The 15666-nt window shown below is 70.6% G+C and carries 13 protein-coding genes; 10 read left to right on the top strand and 3 right to left on the bottom strand.

What is annotated here, in order from left to right; translation table 11 throughout:
• The first annotated feature begins 14 nt into the window (after positions 1-14).
• From ACFWRO_RS05385 to ACFWRO_RS05375, 3 genes are read left to right on the top strand one after another with little or no spacing between them, the layout of a single operon-like run.
• Positions 15-2204: an acetyl/propionyl/methylcrotonyl-CoA carboxylase subunit alpha gene (locus tag ACFWRO_RS05385; protein WP_384504561.1), complete on the top strand. Its 2190-nt coding sequence runs from the start codon at positions 15-17 to the stop codon at positions 2202-2204.
• Complete coding sequence (locus tag ACFWRO_RS05380; RefSeq protein WP_384504558.1) at positions 2201-3136, top strand: hydroxymethylglutaryl-CoA lyase; 936 nt, start codon at positions 2201-2203, stop codon at positions 3134-3136. The genes ACFWRO_RS05385 and ACFWRO_RS05380 overlap by 4 nt, the downstream gene beginning before the upstream one ends.
• 8 nt (positions 3137-3144) lie before the next feature.
• The gene (locus tag ACFWRO_RS05375; RefSeq protein WP_384504556.1) at positions 3145-4311 is read left to right on the top strand and encodes an acyl-CoA dehydrogenase family protein; all 1167 of its coding nucleotides are present in this window, start codon (positions 3145-3147) and stop codon (positions 4309-4311) included.
• A 774-nt stretch (positions 4312-5085) separates the two neighbouring features.
• On the opposite strand, the gene ACFWRO_RS05370 is transcribed toward ACFWRO_RS05375, so the two are convergent.
• Positions 5086-5664, bottom strand: coding sequence for a TetR/AcrR family transcriptional regulator (locus ACFWRO_RS05370; RefSeq protein ID WP_384504553.1), 579 nt, complete (start codon positions 5662-5664; stop codon positions 5086-5088).
• Between the two features lie 91 nt (positions 5665-5755).
• Here ACFWRO_RS05370 and ACFWRO_RS05365 point away from each other — a divergent pair, with 91 nt between their 5' ends.
• Positions 5756-6202, top strand: coding sequence for an anthrone oxygenase family protein (locus ACFWRO_RS05365; RefSeq protein ID WP_384504550.1), 447 nt, complete (start codon positions 5756-5758; stop codon positions 6200-6202).
• 707 nt (positions 6203-6909) lie between these two features.
• Here ACFWRO_RS05365 and ACFWRO_RS05360 read toward each other — a convergent pair.
• Together ACFWRO_RS05360 and ACFWRO_RS05355 are read right to left on the bottom strand one after the other, a co-directional pair.
• Positions 6910-7224: a DUF397 domain-containing protein gene (locus ACFWRO_RS05360; protein WP_384504547.1), complete on the bottom strand. Its 315-nt coding sequence runs from the start codon at positions 7222-7224 to the stop codon at positions 6910-6912.
• On the bottom strand, positions 7193-8032 hold the full coding sequence (locus ACFWRO_RS05355; protein WP_384505416.1) for a Scr1 family TA system antitoxin-like transcriptional regulator: 840 nt from the start codon (positions 8030-8032) through the stop codon (positions 7193-7195). The genes ACFWRO_RS05360 and ACFWRO_RS05355 overlap by 32 nt, the downstream gene beginning before the upstream one ends.
• Positions 8033-8249: 217 nt before the next feature.
• Here ACFWRO_RS05355 and ACFWRO_RS05350 point away from each other — a divergent pair, with 217 nt between their 5' ends.
• The 6 genes from ACFWRO_RS05350 to ACFWRO_RS05325 all read left to right on the top strand — a co-directional run bounded on the left by ACFWRO_RS05350 (position 8250) and on the right by ACFWRO_RS05325 (position 15494).
• Positions 8250-9302 (top strand): ABC transporter substrate-binding protein, encoded by a 1053-nt coding sequence (locus tag ACFWRO_RS05350; RefSeq protein ID WP_384504544.1) that lies wholly within the window; start codon positions 8250-8252, stop codon positions 9300-9302.
• Between the two features lie 3 nt (positions 9303-9305).
• A complete protein-coding gene (locus ACFWRO_RS05345; RefSeq protein WP_384504542.1) occupies positions 9306-10157 on the top strand; it encodes a siderophore-interacting protein in 852 nt (283 codons plus the stop codon).
• A gap of 172 nt (positions 10158-10329) precedes the next feature.
• Positions 10330-11838: a pyridoxal phosphate-dependent decarboxylase family protein gene (locus ACFWRO_RS05340; RefSeq protein ID WP_384504539.1), complete on the top strand. Its 1509-nt coding sequence runs from the start codon at positions 10330-10332 to the stop codon at positions 11836-11838.
• Positions 11825-13108, top strand: coding sequence for a lysine N(6)-hydroxylase/L-ornithine N(5)-oxygenase family protein (locus tag ACFWRO_RS05335; RefSeq protein WP_384504536.1), 1284 nt, complete (start codon positions 11825-11827; stop codon positions 13106-13108). Before ACFWRO_RS05340 ends, ACFWRO_RS05335 begins: the two co-directional genes overlap by 14 nt.
• Entirely contained in the window at positions 13105-13686 is a 582-nt protein-coding gene (locus ACFWRO_RS05330) for a GNAT family N-acetyltransferase (RefSeq protein ID WP_384504533.1), read from the top strand. The genes ACFWRO_RS05335 and ACFWRO_RS05330 overlap by 4 nt, the downstream gene beginning before the upstream one ends.
• Entirely contained in the window at positions 13683-15494 is a 1812-nt protein-coding gene (locus tag ACFWRO_RS05325) for an IucA/IucC family protein (protein WP_384504531.1), read from the top strand. The genes ACFWRO_RS05330 and ACFWRO_RS05325 overlap by 4 nt, the downstream gene beginning before the upstream one ends.
• Positions 15495-15666: the final 172 nt, after the last annotated feature.

Here is a 15666-nt window from a genome sequence, read left to right as displayed (position 1 = left end):
GGGGACCACAGCAGATGTTCGACACAGTCCTTGTGGCCAACCGGGGCGAGATCGCGGTCCGCGTCATCCGCACGCTGCGGACGCTCGGCGTCCGCTCGGTCGCGGTGTACAGCGACGCGGACGCGGAGGCCCGGCACGTCCGGGAGGCGGACACGGCGGTACGGATCGGCCCGCCGCCGGCCTCGGAGTCGTACCTGTCGGTACCGGCCCTGCTCGAAGCGGCGCGCCGCACGGGGGCCCAGGCGGTCCACCCGGGGTACGGCTTCCTGGCGGAGAACGCGGGCTTCGCGAAGGCGTGCGAGGAGGCGGGCCTGGTCTTCATCGGCCCACCGGCCTCGGCGATTTCGTTGATGGGCGACAAGATCCGAGCGAAGGAGACGGTCAAGGCGGCGGGGGTCCCGGTCGTCCCCGGCGCGGCGGACCCTGAACTGGAGTCGGCCGCACGCGAGTTGGGCGCCCCGGTCCTCCTGAAGCCCTCGGCGGGCGGCGGCGGCAAGGGCATGCGCCTGGTGCGCGACCTGGCTGTCCTCACGGACGAGATCGCGGCGGCGCGCCGCGAGGCGAGGTCGTCCTTCGGCGACGACACCCTCCTGGTGGAGCGGTGGATCGACCGCCCGCGCCACATCGAGATCCAGGTCCTGGCGGACGCGCACGGCGGGGTGGTGCACCTGGGCGAGCGCGAGTGCTCGCTGCAGCGCCGCCACCAGAAGATCATCGAGGAGGCCCCGAGCGTCCTGCTGACACCCGAACTCCGGGCGGAGATGGGCGCGGCGGCGGTCGAGGCGGCGCGCTCGTGCGGCTATGTGGGCGCGGGCACGGTGGAGTTCATCGTGCCGGGCAAGGACCCGTCCTCGTACTACTTCATGGAGATGAACACCCGGCTCCAGGTGGAGCACCCGGTGACGGAGCTGATCACGGGCCTGGACCTGGTGGAGTGGCAGCTACGGGTGGCGGCGGGCGAGCCGCTCGCCTTCGGCCAGTCGGACATCCGCCTGGACGGCTGGGCGATCGAGGCCCGGATCTGCGCGGAGGACCCGTCGCGGGGCTTCCTCCCGTCGGGCGGCACGGTCCTCTCCCTGCGCGAGCCGCAGGGCTGGGGGTCCCCCCTGCTCGGAGAGCTTGGGGGAGGGGTGCGCACGGACTCGGGCCTGAGCGAGGGCACGGAGGTCGGCAGCCTGTACGACCCGATGCTGTCGAAGGTCATCGTCCACGCCCCGGACCGCCCCACAGCCCTCCGCCGCCTCCGCGCGGCCCTCGCGGACACGGTCACCCTCGGCGTCCCGACGAACGCGGGCTTCCTGCGCCGCCTGCTGGCCCACGAGTCGGTGGTGAGCGGCGACCTGGACACGGGGTTGGTGGAGCGGGACGCGGAGAGCCTCACCGATGGGTCGGTCCCACCGGAGGTGTACGCGGCGGTGGCACTGCTGCGCCAGTTCCCCCCGACTCCTCCCGCACCCGGCTGGACGGACCCCTTCGACGCCCCCACCGCCTGGCGCCTCGGCGGCCAACCGGCCTGGACCCCACGCCACTTCCGCGTGGCGGGGCACGACCCGGTCCTGTGCCGCCTCCGCGGCACGGCGGGGAGTGCTGAGCTGCTGCTGGGCGAGGGGACGGCGGGGGCGTCCTCGGACGCAGGCGGCGCGCAGCTGCCGCTCGCAGGCGGGGCCGAGGCGTCCCCGGACGCGAGCGCTGTGTCGCGGCTCGCGCCCGGCGCAGCTCGGGCGCTCCCCGGCGCAGCCGGGGCGTTCTCTGCCGCGCTCGGCAGCAGCCCCGAAGCCCCCGGCAGGGTTTCGGGAAGGGGTGGGGTGGGGGAAATCTCCGCCGACCACGTGACCGTTCACCTCGACGGCGTCGTCCACCACTTCCACGTCGCCCGCTCCCCCGAGGGCCTCTGGCTCGGCCGGGACGGTGACTCCTGGCACCTCCAGGACCACGACCCCGTCGCCGCCGCCCTCAGCGGCGCCCGGCACGGCGGTGCCGACACACTCGCCGCGCCCATGCCGGGAACCGTCACCGTGGTCAAGGTCGCCGTCGGGGACGAGGTCGTCGCCGGGCAGAGCCTGCTCGTGGTCGAGGCCATGAAGATGGAGCACGTCATCTCCGCCCCGCACGCCGGCACCGTCACCGAGCTGGACGTCACCCCCGGCTCCACCGTCGCCATGGACCAGATCCTCGCCGTGGTGACCCCCAGGGAGGAATCATGACCACGGGCCTGCCCATGCGCGTGCCCGCCCCCGGCCTCCCCGCCCGCGTCCGGATCCACGAGGTCGGCCCCCGCGACGGGCTCCAGAACGAGAAGACCGTCGTCCCGACCGCCACCAAGGCCGAGTTCGTACGGCGGCTCGCAACCGCCGGGCTCTCCACCGTCGAGGCGACCAGCTTCGTCCACCCCAAGTGGGTGCCTCAACTCGCCGACGCCGAGGCGCTGTTCCCGCAGCTCCAGGACGTGGCCGCCCGGCTTCCCGTACTCGTACCCAACGAGCGCGGGCTCGACCGCGCCCTCGCCCTCGGCGCCCGCGACGTCGCCGTCTTCGCCTCCGCCACCGAGTCCTTCGCGAAGGCCAACCTCAACCGGACCGTCGACGAAGCCCTCGCGATGTTCGAGCCCGTCGTCACCCGCGCCATAGAGCAGGGCCTCCGCGTCCGCGGCTACCTCTCCATGTGCTTCGGCGACCCCTGGGAAGGCCCGGTCCCGGTCGAGCAGGTCGTCCGCGTCACGAAGGCCCTGGCCGAGATGGGCTGCGACGAACTGAGCCTGGGCGACACGATCGGTGTCGCCACCCCGGGCCACGTCACCCAGCTCCTCCAGAGCCTGAACGAGGCCGGAGTGCCGACCCGCCGGCTCGCCGTGCACTTCCACGACACCTACGGCCAGGCCCTCTCCAACACCCTCGCCGCCCTCCAGCACGGCGTCACCACCGTCGACGCCTCCGCCGGCGGCCTCGGCGGCTGCCCCTACGCCAAGAGCGCCACGGGCAACCTCGCCACCGAGGACCTCGTGTGGATGCTCGACGGCCTCGGCATCGAGACCGGTGTCGACCTGACCGCCCTCACCGCCACCAGCGTGTGGATGGCTGAACAACTGGGCCGACCGAGCCCGTCCCGTACCGTCCGCGCCCTCTCCCACAAGGAGTGACGTCACCCATGTCCCTCGACCACCGGCTCGCCGAAGAGCACGAGGAACTCCGCCGCACCGTGGAGGAGTTCGCGCACGACGTCGTCGCGCCGAAGATCGGCGACTACTACGAGCGCCACGAGTTCCCGTACGAGATCGTCCGCGAGATGGGCCGCATGGGCCTGTTCGGCCTGCCCTTCCCGGAGGAGTACGGCGGCATGAGCGGCGACTACCTCGCGCTCGGCATCGCACTGGAGGAGCTCGCCCGCGTCGACTCCTCCGTGGCGATCACCCTGGAGGCGGGCGTCTCGCTCGGCGCGATGCCGGTCTACCGCTTCGGCACCGAGGAGCAGAAGCAGGAGTGGCTGCCGAGGATGTGCAGCGGCGAGATCCTGGGCGCGTTCGGCCTCACGGAGCCCGGCGCGGGCAGCGACGCCGGCGGCACCCGGACGACGGCCGTCCGCGACGGCGACGACTGGGTCATCAACGGCTCCAAGTGCTTCATCACCAACTCCGGTACGGACATCACGGGCCTGGTGACCGTGACGGCCGTGACCGGCCGCAAGGCGGACGGCCGCCCGCTGATCTCCTCGATCATCGTCCCGTCCGGCACCCCGGGCTTCACGGTCGCCGCCCCGTACTCCAAGGTCGGCTGGAACGCCTCGGACACGCGCGAGCTGTCCTTCGACAACGTCCGCGTGCCGGCCGCGAACCTGCTCGGTGAGGAGGGGCGTGGGTACGCGCAGTTCCTCCGCATCCTCGACGAGGGCCGGATCGCGATCTCGGCGCTCGCCACCGGGCTCGCCCAGGGCTGCGTGGACGAGTCGGTGAAGTACGCGAAGGAACGGCACGCCTTCGGCCGCCCGATCGGCGACAACCAGGCCATCCAGTTCAAGATCGCGGACATGGAGATGCGGGCCCACATGGCCCGGATCGGCTGGCGCGACGCGGCGTCCCGGCTGGTCGCCGGGGAGCCGTTCAAGAAGGAGGCGGCGATCGCGAAGCTGTACTCCTCCACGGTCGCGGTCGACAACGCCCGCGAGGCCACCCAGATCCACGGCGGCTACGGCTTCATGAACGAGTACCCCGTGGCCCGCATGTGGCGCGACTCCAAGATCCTGGAAATCGGCGAGGGTACGAGCGAGGTCCAGCGCATGCTGATCGCGAGGGAGTTGGGCCTGACGCCTCCGGCCTGACCGGGGTTCGTAGCGCCCGAGAACGCCTGTCACCCCGCCTGGGGGTGGCGGGCGTTGCGCTTGGGGCGGGAGGCGGGGGGCCTTAAGCGCATCTGGCTTCCCACCGGACCCGGGCCCTGGCCCCGGTGAGCTTCTGGCGGGGCCGCCCTCTCTCCGAGAGTCGCACCTTCCACCGCCGCATCAAGGGCGCTCCCTACGGTCGCGTCGCTCCGCGATGGCCTACGGCCCCCCTTGACCCGGCGCCTCCAGGCGCGAAAACACTCTCGGAGGGCGCCCCGGGGCGTGGCCACGGGGGAGGCCGGGGATCGCTGCGGTGACGGGACCGGCCTGCGGCCCGGTGGGTGGGGGGCCGGGCATCGCTCCGGCCGGACGGGTCCCTCCCGCCCGGTGGGTGGGGGCTTGGTTCGCGGCGGGGGTGGGGGAGTTGGTGCCGGTCGGCTCGGGGTGCGCGGCAGTGGAATGGGGCGGTGACGGCCCCGGCTCAGCGACTGATGGCCGTCGCCCGATCGGGCCTCATGCCCCGCTGTTCGCTCCCGGTGGGTCCCAATTCCCCTGAGGGGAGCCGCTGTCGTGCAGTAAGTGCAGCGAACTTCGCATAGCCGCATACGGATGGCAGCAGTTGCCTGGTATGTCGGCTATGCGGTGGCTACTTCGGGGGCAACCGTGCACGCGCGAGGTGCTGACGCGTGACGACACCGGCTCGGCGTCCGATGGCGAGTGGGCAGCCGGGCCTGGATCCCTGTACGGCCCCCGGTTCACTCCCGGTTGGCGGGGTCAGGCCACGGCGAGGCGGTCTACCAGCAGCGCCATTCTCCGCTCGGTGTCCTCCGGTGGCAGCCGTCCCGCCCTGGTCAGGGTCGCCAGCCCGTGCAGTGCGGCCCAGAACACCTCGGTGAACAGACCCGGGTGGACGCCGTCCCCCGCGACCTCTCCCAGGCTCTCCAGCAGTGCGGCGAAGGCGTTCTTCAGGGGCTCCGGGGTGTCCTCGTGCGCGAACGCCAGGCCGCCGTCGAGCTGGAACATGGCGTCGTAGACCGCCGGGTTGCGCTCGGCGAAGTCGAGGTAGGCGCGGGCGAGGGCGGTGACCCGGGTGCGAGGGCCGTCCGCGGCGGAGGTCGCGGCCCGCACCGCCGCGGCCATCTCGGCGGCGCCCTCAAGGGCTACGGCACCGATGATCTCGCGCTTGCCGCGGAAATGGCTGTAGAGGACGGGCTGGCTGTATTCGATGCGCTCGGCCAGCCGGCGGGTGGTGACCGCGTCCCAGCCCAGCTGCTCGGCGAGCTCGCGGGCCGTCGCCACGATGAGCCGCTCACGGTCCGCCCGTTCACGCTGCTTGCGTTCCTGTACCGACATAACTCGATCCTAGCACCGCTAGACAATCGAGCGGCAGTAGCGCTAGCGTTGCCTCATCAGCTAGCAGCGCTAGATCCCAGGAGGGGTCACCATGCTCAACGCACTCGAGGTCTTCACCACCGTGGTCGTCGGCCTGATGGTGGGGGTGGAGTTCTCCGTCGCCTTCGTCATCAACCCGATCCTCAACGCCCTCCCGGAGGACAGCGGCATACTCGGCCGCGCCCACGGGGGCCGGATGCTCGGCGCCGTGATGCCGGTCTGGTACATCACCTCGCTCGTCCTCGTCGCGGTCTTGGCCGTCGCCGGATGGGGCCAAGACGGCGCCGGACTCCTCGTCACCTCCGGCGCGCTGCTGATAGTCAGCGTGATCATGTCGGTCCTGCTGCTCGTCCCGATCAACAACCGGGGCAAGACGTGGACCCCCGACAACCGGCCCGAGGACTGGAAGGACCAGAAGAACCGCTGGGACCGCTTCCACTACGTCCGCGTCGCCGTCATCATCGCCGCCTTCGCCCTACTGGCCACCGCCCTCACCTGAGCCCACGACCCGACACCGCGCCAGCGACACACCTCAAGCGCGCACGTTTCCCCCCGAAGTCGCCACCGCATAGCCGACATACCTGGCAATCGCCGCCATCCGTATGCGGCTATGCGAAGTTCGCTGCACTTACGGCACGACAGCGGCTCCCCTCAGGGGATTTGGGACCTACAGGGAAGCGGTCGGCGGGGCATGAAGCCCGACCGAACGGCAGCCGCCGGACGCTGAGCCGGGGCCGCCACCGCCCCACGCCACTGCCGCGCACCCCGAGCCGCCCCGCACCAACTCCCCCACCCCCGCCGCGAACCAAGCCCCCACCCACCGGGCAGCGGCCGCTCCCACGACCGAAGCGATACCCGGCCCGCACCCCACCGGGCGCAAGAGACTCGCCCCGCCCGGCCAATCCCCGAGCCCCCACCCACCGGCCCGCAGGCCGCCCCCACAACCGGAGCGATACCCGGCCCCCCACCCACCGGCCGCCACCCCGCCCCCGCCACCGCAGCGATCCCCGGCCTTCCCGGTGGCCACGCCCCCGGCCGCCCCCCGAGTAAAAGCAGGCGACCGGAGGTGGTGGGTCAAGGGTGGAGCGAAGCGCAATCGGCGAAGCCGACGCGACCGCAGGGAGCGCCCTTGACGCACCACCGGAGGTCGCCACACTCAGAACGAGGGCGGCCGAACCAGAAGCCCACCAGACCCCCCGCGCCACGTCAGCCGAGGAAACCCCCCGCCGTGGCCGTCACGAACGCCGTGAACGCCGCTGGAGTCGCCAGGAACGCAGGCCCCTCGGGGGCCTTGGAGTCTCGGACCGCGACATGGGCAGCCAGGTCGGCGACCTCTATGCACTCGCCGCCGTCGAAGCCGCCGAAGCCGTCGAAGCCGTCGAAGCCACTGAAGCCGCCGAAGCCGCCGCATGAGGACTTCCGCCAGGCGGCGCTGCCGACGGGGGCGCACTCTATGCAGTCGCCGGCGTCGGCGCCGCTGTACGACGACTTACGCCACCGTGGGACCTGGCTGGTGCCCATACCGCTCCTCCATCACGCGTGTGATCAGCGCTGCCGAGTCCTCGTGAGAGAGGGCCGAAGCCTGCAGCCGAGCGTAAGCGACGGAACGCTCCCTGATCACTTGCGGATTGGTGGTCATCTGCCCCGCGCCATAGCCCGCCATGTAGCAGATATCCGGGTCGTCCTCGAACCTCAACAGGTTGAACGAACCCATCATCCCGGCATGCCCGCCGGCACTGAACGGAAGCACCTGGATCTGGATCCACGGCCGCCGCATGCAGTCCAACAGATGCTGGAGCTGCGCCCGCATGACCTCCCGGCCCCCGATCTCCAGCCGCAGCGCCGCCTCGTCCAGCACCACGCACACCACCGGCGGATGCTCCCGATCCAGAATGCGCTGGCGCTCCATCCGAGCCGCCACCATCTCGTCCAGCTTCTCCCGGTGGTCGACGCTCAGCACCGCCCTCGCGTAGTCCTCCGTCTGAAGCAGGCCGTAGACCAGCTGCGCCTGGTACGTCGAGATGTACGTCGCCTTCGCTTCCATCTCCGCGTACGGCTGGAACCACTTCGGCAACTGGCTCTTCAGGACCACCCCCACCAACCGCGCGAACAACCCGCCCGTCATCAACGCGGCATCCAGTTGCTCCGAGAACTTCCGCGTGGGGACCTTCTTCGCCGTCTCCACCTGACCGATCAGCGACGCCGAGCAGAAGACGATGTCGCCCAACTGCTGCTGATTGAGGCCCGCCTCCTCGCGCAACCGGCGAAGCTCCCAGCCGTAGTAGTCCAGCGGAGAGGCGCTGGGATCGAGGCTACGGATATTGACCACGACGAGGTCACCCCTATGCTCACGCATCACTGCGTTCGTGCCGGTCCGTAGCCGAGCGTAACCAAGCCGCCTCACCCCGGAGGCGGGAATGTCGCAACCGAGCCCCACCGGGCGGAGCTTCACCCTGGGGTCGATCAAGGCGCCAATGTGAGGTTAGGCTAACCTACCTTCGACTTGCCCAGGCCGTCCCCCGGCACGTACCGAAAGCGACTCCGCCATGCCCAGCAACGCCCGAGCCACCTCCCTCACCCGTCGCGGCCTGCTCGCCGCCGGCGGCGCCCTCGGGCTCGGTGCCGCGCTCGCCGCCTGTGGGACCAAGACCGAGGACGGCGGCGGCAGCGCCGCCGGGGCCTCCGAGAAGGCCGGGCCGTGGAAGTTCACCGACGACCGCGGCACCGCCGTCGAGGCGAAGTCCACCCCGAAGAACATCGTCGCCTTCACCGGCATGGCCGCCGCCCTCAAGGACTTCGGGATCGAGGTGAAGGGCGTCTTCGGCCCGACCTACGTCGAGGACCCGAAGACCAAGGCGAAGAAGCCGGACGTCCAGGCCGGTGACCTCGACATCGCGAAGGTCACGGTCATCGGCAACGTCTGGGGCGAGTTCAAGATCGAGGAGTACCTCAAGCTCAACCCTGACCTCCTCATCACGGACATGTGGGAGAAGAACGACCTCTGGTACGTCCCGGCCGAGCAGAAGGACAAGATCCTCAAGATCGCCCCGAGCGTCGCCCTCTGGGCCTCGGACAAGTCCATGCCGGCCGTGCTCCAGCGCCACGTCGACCTGGCCGCCTCCCTCGGCGCCGACGTGAAGACCCAGAAGCTCAAGGACGACAAGGCCCGCTTCGAGGCCGCCGCCGAGCGCGTCCGTCAGGCCGCCAAGGGCAAGAAGGACATCAAGGTCCTGATCGGCTCCGGCTCCCCCGACCTGTTCTACGTCTCCACCCCGGTCCGGCCGACCGACACGGTCTACTTCAAGGAGCTGGGCGTCAACCTCGTCACGCCCGACAAGCTGGACCAGGGCGGCTGGTTCGAGGGCCTCAGCTGGGAGAACGTCGGCAAGTACCAGGCCGACATCATCATGCTCGACAACCGCACCTCCGCCCTCCAGCCGGAGGCGCTCAAGGCCAAGCCGACCTGGGCCGCGCTGCCCGCCGTCAAGGCCGGCCAGGTCATTCCGCGCGTGACCGAGCCGATCTACTCGTACGCCAAGTGCGCCCCGCTCCTGGAAGACCTGGCCAAGGCCTTGGAGAACGCGAAGAAGGTGTCCTGACCCATGGCGAACGCCGAGACCGCCCCGTTCCAGTTCTTCTCCCTCCAGGTCGACCGGACGAGGCGGCTCGGCCCGTCCCTGGTCCGCGTGACCTTCACCGGGGATGACCTCAAGTCCTTCGCCTCCGGGGGCCGCGACCAGTCGCTCTCCCTCTTCCTGCCGCACCCCGGCCAGGAGGCCCCCGTCCTGCCGCCGCTGGACGACCCGGACATGTACGCGATCCTGGGCGCCTGGCGCGCGATGCCGGACGACGAGCGGGCCGTGATGCGCTCGTACACCGTCCGGGAGCAGCGCTCCGAGCCCGACGGACCGAACGAGGTCGACATCGACTTCGCGCTCCACGAGGACGGCGGCCCCGCCTGCCGCTGGGCGCAGGGCGCCAAGCCCGGCGACCGGGTCGTCGTACTCGGCCCGGCGGTCGCCGAGAACACCGCCGTCCGCTTCCAGCTTCCGGCCGACGCCGACTCCGTACTCCTCTGGGCCGACGAGACGGCCCTGCCGGCCGCCGCGGCGATCCTGGAGTGGCTGCCGGCCGGGACGCGGGCGCAGGTCTATCTCGAAGTGCCGTTCTCCGGCGACCGGATCGAGCTGACCACCGAGGCCGACGCCACCGTCACCTGGCTCGTACGGGAGGAGGGCGCGCCGTCCGCCGTGGCCGCGGTGCGCGCCGCCGAACTGCCGGGCGAGGCACCGTACGTGTGGATCGCGGGCGAGTCCGGCTCAGTGAAGGAGCTGCGCCGTCACTTCGTACGCGATCGCGAACTCGACCGCAGGCGTGTGACGTTCGTCGGCTACTGGCGCAAGGGCCTCTCCGAGGACGCCCTGCGCGAGTCGCCGCAGGAAGACGACCAGTAGAGGACTCACAGAAGGTCTCAACACCCCTCCCAGGACCCCTCACCCCTCACGGGCGGGGGGTTCTTTGCGTCGCAAACTTAGGTTAGGCTAACCTTACTTACACACCGCCACTCTTGGCGCGCTGTCGCAACCCCTCACCCCTCACCTCTCCCGTCCCCGGAGGACCATCCCCATGCGCTCGCACCTGCTCAACGACGCCACGGCGGAGAGCTACCGGCGCTCCGTCACCGAAGGAGTCGAGCGGGTGGCGAGGAAACTCGCCACGACGCGCCGCCCGTTCACCGGTGTCACCCCCGCCGCGCTGGCCCCCACCGTCGACGCCGTCGACCTCGACAAGCCGCTCGGCGACTCCTCCGCCGCCCTCGACGAGCTGGAGAGCGTCTACCTCCGCGACGCCGTCTACTTCCACCACCCCCGCTACCTGGGCCACCTCAACTGCCCGGTCGTGATCCCCGCCGTCCTCGGCGAGGCCGTCCTCTCCGCCGTCAACTCCTCGCTCGACACCTGGGACCAGAGCGCGGGCGGCACCCTCATCGAGCGCAAGCTCATCAACTGGACGAACTCCCGGATCGGCTTCGGCCGCTCCTCCGACGGCCGCTTCTCCGAAGGCCGCTCCTCCGACGGCGTCTTCACCAGCGGCGGTTCGCAGTCCAACCTCCAGGCCCTCCTCCTGGCCCGCGAGGAGGCGAAGACCACCGACCTCTCCAAGCTCCGCGTCTTCACCTCCGACTGCAGCCACTTCAGCGTCCAGAAGTCCGCCGGCCTCCTCGGCCTCGGCCCCGACGCCGTCATCTCCATCCCGGTCGACCGGACCCGGCGCATGCAGTCCGTCGTCCTCGCCGCCGAGCTGGAGGCCTGCCGCGCCGAGGGCCTGACGCCGATGGCGATCGTCGCCACCGCCGGCACCACCGACTTCGGCTCCATCGACCCGCTGCACGAGGTCGCCGCCCTGGCCGAGGAGTACGGCGCCTGGATGCACGTCGACGCCGCCTACGGCTGCGGGCTGCTCGCCTCGCCCACGCGCCGCCACCTCCTGGATGGCATCGAGCGGGCCGACTCCGTCACCGTCGACTTCCACAAGTCCTTCTTCCAGCCGGTGAGCTCCTCCGCGCTCCTGGTCCGGGACGGGGCCACCCTGCGCCACGCCACGTACCACGCGGACTACCTCAACCCGCTCCCCCAAGCTCTCGGCTCCGCTCGAGCAGGGGGGACCCCCACCACAGTCGCCGAGCAGATCCCCAACCAGGTCGACAAGTCCCTCCAGACCACCCGCCGCTTCGACGCGCTGAAGCTGTGGATGACCCTGCGCGTGATGGGCGCCGACGGCGTCGGAGAGCTCTTCGACGAGGTCTGCGACCTGGCCCGGGACGGTTTCGACCTGATCGCCGCCGACCCGCGCTACGACGTGGTCGTCCAGCCGCAGCTGTCCACGCTCGTCTACCGCTACATCCCGGAGGCCGTCACCTCCCCCGCCGACATCGACCGCGCCAACCTCTACGCCCGCAAGGCGCTCTTCGCCTCCGGCGAGGCCGTCGTCGCCGGGACGAAGGTCGACGGCCGCCAGTACCTCAAGTTCACCTTGCTCAACCCCGAGACGACCCTGGCCGACATCGCCACCGTCCTCGATCTGATAGCCGGCCACGCCGAGCAGTACCTGGGAGAGACCCTTGTCCACGCCTGATACGACCAGCACGTACGACTTCATCGGCATCGGGCTCGGTCCGTTCAACCTCGGTCTCGCCTGCCTGACCGAGCCGATCGACGAGCTGAACGGCCTGTTCCTGGAGTCCAAGCCGGACTTCGAGTGGCACTCCGGGATGTTCCTCGAAGGCTCGCACCTCCAGACGCCGTTCATGTCGGACCTGGTCACGATGGCCGACCCGACCTCCCCGTACTCCTTCCTGAACTACCTGAAGGCGAAGGGCCGGCTCTACTCCTTCTACATCCGCGAGAACTTCTACCCGCTGCGCGTCGAGTACAACGACTACTGCCGCTGGGCCGCCGACCAGCTGCGCTCCATCCGCTTCTCCACCACCGTCGCCACCGTCACCTACGACGAGGCCGGCGACGAGTACGTGGTGACCACGGAGGCCGGGGAGACCTTCCGTGCCCGCCGGATCGTGCTCGGCACCGGCACCCCGCCGCACGTCCCCGACTCCTGCCAGGGCCTCGGCGGCGACCTGATCCACAACTCCCGCTACCTCCCGAACAAGGAGGCGCTCCAGAAGAAGCGGTCGATCACCCTGGTCGGCAGCGGCCAGAGCGCGGCGGAGATCTACTACGACCTCCTCTCCGAGATCGACGTCCACGGCTACCGGCTGAACTGGGTGACGCGCTCCCCGCGCTTCTTCCCGCTGGAGTACACCAAGCTGACGCTGGAGATGACGTCGCCGGAGTACGTGGACTACTTCCACGCGCTGCCCGAGCAGACCCGCTACCGGCTGGAGAACCAGCAGAAGAACCTGTTCAAGGGCATCGACGGTGAGCTGATCGACGCCATCTTCGACCTGCTCTACCAGAAGAACCTGGCCGGCCCGGTCCCCACCCGGCTGCTCACCAACGCGGCCCTGCACTCCGCCGCGTACGAGGAATCCAGCGGCATGTACACGCTCGGCTTCCACCAGGAGGAGCAGGGCACGGACTTCACGCTCGACACCGAGGGCCTGATCCTCGCGACCGGCTACAAGTACTCCGTCCCCGCGTTCCTGGAGCCGGTCCGCGACCAGCTCCGCTGGGACTCCCAGGGCCGCTACGACGTGGCCCGGAACTACTCGGTCGACACCACAGGCCGCCGCGTCTTCGTGCAGAACGCGAGCGTCCACACCCACTCCATCACCTCGCCCGACCTGGGCATGGGTGCGTACCGCAACGCGTACATCATCGGAGCGATGCTGGGCCGCGAGTACTACCCCGTCGAGAAGACCATCGCGTTCCAGGAGTTCGCCGCGTGACCGCCGAGACGACCGCCGACATCACCACCGTCACCACCATCACTACCGACACCATCCGCTTCCGGCCCCTCGACCCGCTCGCGGACGCCGAGCTGATCCACGCCTGGGTCACGCACCCCAAGGCCGCGTTCTGGATGATGCAGGACGCCGCGCTCCAGGACGTCGAGCGCGAGTACATGGCGTTCGCCGCGAACCCGTACCACGAGGCCTTCATCGGTCTCGTGGACGAGCAGCCCGCGATCCTCATGGAGCGGTACGACCCCTCCCAGCTGGAGCTCGTCGGCCTGTACGAGCCGCTCCCCGGCGATGTCGGCATGCACTTCCTCGTCGCGCCCACCGACACCCCCGTCCACGGCTTCACCCGCCGGGTGATCACCGCCGTCATGCGGGAGCTGTTCGCCGACCCGGCGACCGAGCGGGTCGTCGTCGAGCCGGACGTGTCCAACAAGGCCGTCCACGCGCTCAACGAGGCCGTCGGCTTCGTGGCCGAGCGCGAGATCCAGAAGCCGGAGAAGAAGGCCCTGCTGTCCTTCTGCACCCGCGCCCAGTTCGAGGCCGCCGTGGGAGCCACCGTATGAGCCGCCGCCCGTCCCCCGTCGCCGACCCCGTCGCGCACCTCACCCCGGCCCGCTGGGCCGACGCCAACCGGGCGCTGATCCGCAAGGGCCTCGCCGAGTTCGCCCACGAGCGCCTGCTCAACCCGCAGGAGCTGGGCGGGAACCGCTACCGGGTCCGCAGCGACGACGGCACCGTCGAGTACCGCTTCGCCGCCGACCGGTACGCCCTCGACCACTGGCAGGTCGACGCCTCGTCGATCACCCGCCACCGCGGCGACGAGCATCTCCCGCTCGACGCGCTGCTGTTCATCACCGAGCTGCGCGGCTCGCTCGGTCTGAGCGACGAGGTCCTGCCGGTCTACCTGGAGGAGATCTCCTCCACCCTGTCCGGTACGGCGTACAAGGCCACCAAGCCGCCGGTCACCGCCGCCGAGCTGGCGCGCGCGGACTTCCAGGCGATCGAGACCGGGATGACCGAGGGTCACCCCTGTTTCGTCGCCAACAACGGCCGGCTCGGCTTCGGCGTCGACGAGTACCACGCGTACGCCCCCGAGGCCGCCGCCCCGATCCGGCTGATCTGGCTGGCCGCGCGCCGCGACCGCACCACCTTCACGGGCTGCGCGGACGTCGAGTACGAGGCCTTCGTCCGCGCCGAGCTGGGCGACGGCGCGGTCGACGGCTTCGCCGCGACCCTCGCCGAGCGGGGCCTGGACCTGGCCGACTACCTGCTGATGCCGGTCCACCCCTGGCAGTGGTGGAACAAGCTCGCCGTCACCTTCGCCGCCGAGATCGCCCAGCAGCGCCTGGTGTACCTGGGCGAGGGCGACGACGCCTACCTGGCGCAGCAGTCGATCCGTACGTTCTTCAACACGGCGGATCCGGCCAAGCACTACGTCAAGACGGCGATCTCGGTCCTCAACATGGGCTTCATGCGCGGCCTTTCGGCCGCGTACATGGAGGCGACCCCGGCGATCAACGACTGGCTGGCCGGTCTGATCGACGCCGACGCCGTCTTCAAGGAGGCGCGGTTCTCGATCATCCGCGAGCGGGCGGCGGTCGGCTACCGGCACCTGGAGTACGAGGCGGCGACGGACCGGTACTCCCCGTACCGCAAGATGCTCGCCGCGCTCTGGCGCGAGTCGCCGGTGGCCTCCCTGGCGCCGGGCGAGCGGCTCGCGACGATGGCCTCGCTGCTCCACGTCGACCACGCGGGCGCGTCCTTCGCGGGCGCCCTGATCGCGGACTCGGGTCTGGAGCCGACGGCGTGGCTGCGCGGCTACCTGGACGCGTACCTGCTTCCGCTGCTGCACAGCTTCTACGTGTACGACCTGGTCTACATGCCGCACGGCGAGAACGTGATCCTGGTCCTCGACGAGCAGGGCGCGGTGATCCGGGCGGTGTTCAAGGACATCGCCGAGGAGATCTGCGTGATGGACCCGACGGCGGTGCTGCCGCCGGCCGTGGAGCGGATCCGGGCGGACGTCCCCGAGGACATGAAGCTGCTGTCGATCTTCACGGACGTCTTCGACTGCTTCTTCCGCTTCTTCGCGGCGACCCTCGCGGCGGAGGGCACGCTCGACGAGGACGCCTTCTGGCGGACAGTCGCGGAGTGCGTGCGCGCGTACCAGGAGTCGAAGCCGGAGCTGGCGGAGAAGTTCGAGCGGTACGACATGTTCGCGGAGACCTTCGCGCTCTCCGCCCTCAACCGCCTCCAACTGCGCGACAACAAGCAGATGGTGGACCTGGCGGACCCGTCGGCGGCCCTCCAGCTGGTCGGCGACCTGGTGAACCCGATCGCGCGGTTCAAAATCAGCCCCTCCGGCGTTTGAGGAGCGGGGGTCCGGGGGCAGAGCCCCCGGTGGCGTGAACAGGGCGGGCGCCCCCGGAGTACGGGGCACCGGGGGCGCCCCTCGCGGTGTGAACGCGCCGCAGGCCCTGGCCCCGGCGGGGCCCGGGAGTATTGGTTCACCAGGGCCACAAAAACCGGCACCAGCGCGGCCC

Origin of the sequence: Streptomyces sp. NPDC058579 (assembly GCF_042718575.1) — a bacterium.
In the GTDB taxonomy this organism is placed as follows: Bacteria; Actinomycetota; Actinomycetes; order Streptomycetales; family Streptomycetaceae; genus Streptomyces.
Note: the sequence above shows the minus strand (reverse complement) of the source record. Positions and strands in the feature narration are given on the sequence as shown.